Raw genomic sequence first — 2,420 nt, 5'->3', positions numbered from 1 at the left:
AAGCTGTTAGATCTTTGCGTATAGGGCTTTTTTGAGGTAAATTTTGTATAAATTTAAAGCGTCAATTAGTTCAAATCCACATTGGTTGCTATAAACACTGGCTTATTAACGCCAGTACTTTTACAAAGATGTACATCTAGCGTCCAGGAATCCTTGGTGTTGTTTGCTAAATCCTCAATCTCTACATGTAGCTCCTTGGTTTCTGGGGAGTAGATGCTAAATCCACCAACACCTAGTTTTGTTTTGGTCAGTGGATCGTAATGTTGGATCCAAGACATTAAAACTCCAGCTTGACCTGCAATACCAGCATCACTGAGTTTTCGAACAACGGCCATCTGCTTATCTGTTTTGGCAGTATTTTCCCAATTGCTATATTCAAAGTAATCCACTAAGTATTTTTGATTTGGACTGCCTAGCTCTACTGAGCCATTAAACATCGCTCTTCTAAATAAGCCTTTACCGAAGGTGGTATTAAATTTCTCGTTCATAAATCCTCTAACTGCAATTTCTCTCATATCGTTCTCCTTTTTTAAAATTGATTGAGTTCTCGTTGCGAGCTGTTGCTTTCGTAGCTTGGTTGCTAGAGGAGTAGATCCAAAAAGATGTTGCTTTAAGTTCAGTTGCAGATCTCAAAGAGATAGTCACTAAGTCGTGTTGCTAGTCAGAGCTACTCATTTGCCACTCGAGTAACTAGTAACTCACTACCAGTAACTTCTTTATCTATTTGCGACCGTACTTTGAAACACAGCAACTCGCAAAAGTATTTAGCTTTTGTTAAGAAAACCCATTAATTTCTGGCTCAAAATTAGTCAAAATAAAAAAGAGGTTGTCCAATTCCTTATTCCGAAAATAAATTGAAATAGCTCTTTCATTTATAGGAGGGAATATGAGCGCATTGACCGCATTAAAACTAGTGGCTCTCAAGAAGCCGGCTCATCAACCAGCGATTGTGATTCGGAGGAATAAACTTTCAAGTCGATTATGGGAGCAGATCCAGCTAGCGAAAGGACAGATCTCAGGCACACCTTTTGTGCTAATGAAGTTTCGTAGCATCAAAGATAAGGAGACAGGGATTCGTAAGCATGTAGAAGTCCCAAAGCGCATTAAGCCGTGGTGGTTTCAGACTGAAGAAGGGAATGTCTGTGTTTCCATTAGATATGGAGCTTGCACAATTGAATTAGCCAAAGGCAAGCCCAGTATTCAAGTTGATAGTGCCGAGGACTTAATTAAGGCACTAGAAACAGTTAAGATTGCTGTGGAAGCAGGGGATTTAGATCCCCAGATTGAGTTAGCGAGCTCTAGTCTTGGCAGTGGCTTTAAGAGGCAGCTATAAGGGGTCTTTAGAGCAATGGCAGTATTGCTCTAAAGAAAAGATGCTAATTTTTGGTCTAGCAGTATAAAATCTACCCATGCTTTAACAAGCCAAATTATGATGCGAAAGGAGATTCAAATGGCTAATTTAATCACTGTTGATCCGGTTATTTGCCATGGCAAGCCCTGTATTCGCGGCTTGCGTTACCCCGTAGAAAATGTTTTAGAGTGGCTGGCTAGCGGCATGAGTACCGAAGAGATTTTGGCTGACTATCCAGACCTTAACAAAGAAGATATTTTGGCGTCTCTTGCCTATGCTGCAAGATTAAGTCATGTTAAACGATTTGAGCGTTTGGTGGCATGAAGTTTTTAGTAGACGCCCAACTGCCAAAGCGATTTGTTGGTTGGTTGGAGGCTCAAGGACATGATGCTATTCATACCTCTGATCTACCTCTCAAAAATGCAACTCCAGATAAAGATGTCATTGCTTGCGCTATTAAAGAAGCTCGAGTTGTAGTCACCAAAGACGATGACTTTGTACAGGCTTTTTTGTTAAACGGCGAACCTGCTTTACTGTTAATTTCTACTGGCAATATATCCAATCGCAATTTAGAGAATCTGTTGCAAGCGAACTTATCTGCTGTTGCGAAAGCATTTGAGGACCATCGTTTTATAGAGATTACTAGTGATGGTTTGATTACGCATGAGTAGCTCAATTACTGATACCCATTTCACTCTAAAGGCGCATTAGGCGCCTTTAGTTTTAGTCAGTCAAAATAAGACTGGCTAAATACTTGCATGAATAAATATCAAGCCTATGTCAGGATCAAGGGTCAGTTAGTAAATACGGCTGTTTTTGCCACAAATCCAATTCACGCTAGATTAATTTTGCAATATCAATTTGGGATGGATAGCCTAGCTAGTCAACCATCACTCGTCACCCATGAAAGCAGGGGGCATCAAATGATTGATGAGGTTATTTCTTCAATTAAAGCTAAGCCGCCGCAAACACCCGAGCAGGCTAGGGTGGCTAGCTTACAAAATCAGAAAGACACTGCTAGTAAGGCATTAAAGGCAGAGCGTAATCGACAAAAGATTAAACGAGCCCA

Annotated in this window: 5 protein-coding genes; 4 read left to right on the top strand and 1 reads right to left on the bottom strand. The window is 40.5% G+C overall.

Going from position 1 to position 2,420, the window contains the following annotated elements; all coding sequences use genetic code 11:
* Positions 1-65: 65 nt before the first annotated feature.
* Complete coding sequence (locus ICN46_RS12080) at positions 66-515, bottom strand: hypothetical protein (RefSeq protein ID WP_255538855.1); 450 nt, start codon at positions 513-515, stop codon at positions 66-68.
* A gap of 371 nt (positions 516-886) precedes the next feature.
* Here ICN46_RS12080 and ICN46_RS11815 point away from each other — a divergent pair, with 371 nt between their 5' ends.
* The 4 genes from ICN46_RS11815 to ICN46_RS11800 all read left to right on the top strand — a co-directional run.
* Positions 887-1,333: a DUF6641 family protein gene (locus tag ICN46_RS11815; protein ID WP_216209098.1), complete on the top strand. Its 447-nt coding sequence runs from the start codon at positions 887-889 to the stop codon at positions 1,331-1,333.
* Positions 1,334-1,450: 117 nt separating this feature from the next.
* A complete protein-coding gene (locus ICN46_RS11810) occupies positions 1,451-1,675 on the top strand; it encodes a DUF433 domain-containing protein (RefSeq protein WP_215317030.1) in 225 nt (74 codons plus the stop codon).
* A complete protein-coding gene (locus tag ICN46_RS11805; RefSeq protein ID WP_215317028.1) occupies positions 1,672-2,022 on the top strand; it encodes a DUF5615 family PIN-like protein in 351 nt (116 codons plus the stop codon). The genes ICN46_RS11810 and ICN46_RS11805 overlap by 4 nt, the downstream gene beginning before the upstream one ends.
* Positions 2,023-2,109: 87 nt before the next feature.
* Positions 2,110-2,420, top strand: a 311-nt coding sequence (locus ICN46_RS11800; protein WP_216209095.1) for a hypothetical protein, incomplete at its 3' end; no start/stop codon positions are given.

Origin of the sequence: Polynucleobacter sp. Latsch14-2 (assembly GCF_018881925.1) — a bacterium.
In the GTDB taxonomy this organism is placed as follows: Bacteria; Pseudomonadota; Gammaproteobacteria; order Burkholderiales; family Burkholderiaceae; genus Polynucleobacter.
The sequence above is the reverse complement of the archived record's forward strand: the minus strand, read 5'-3'. Positions and strand labels throughout refer to the sequence as shown.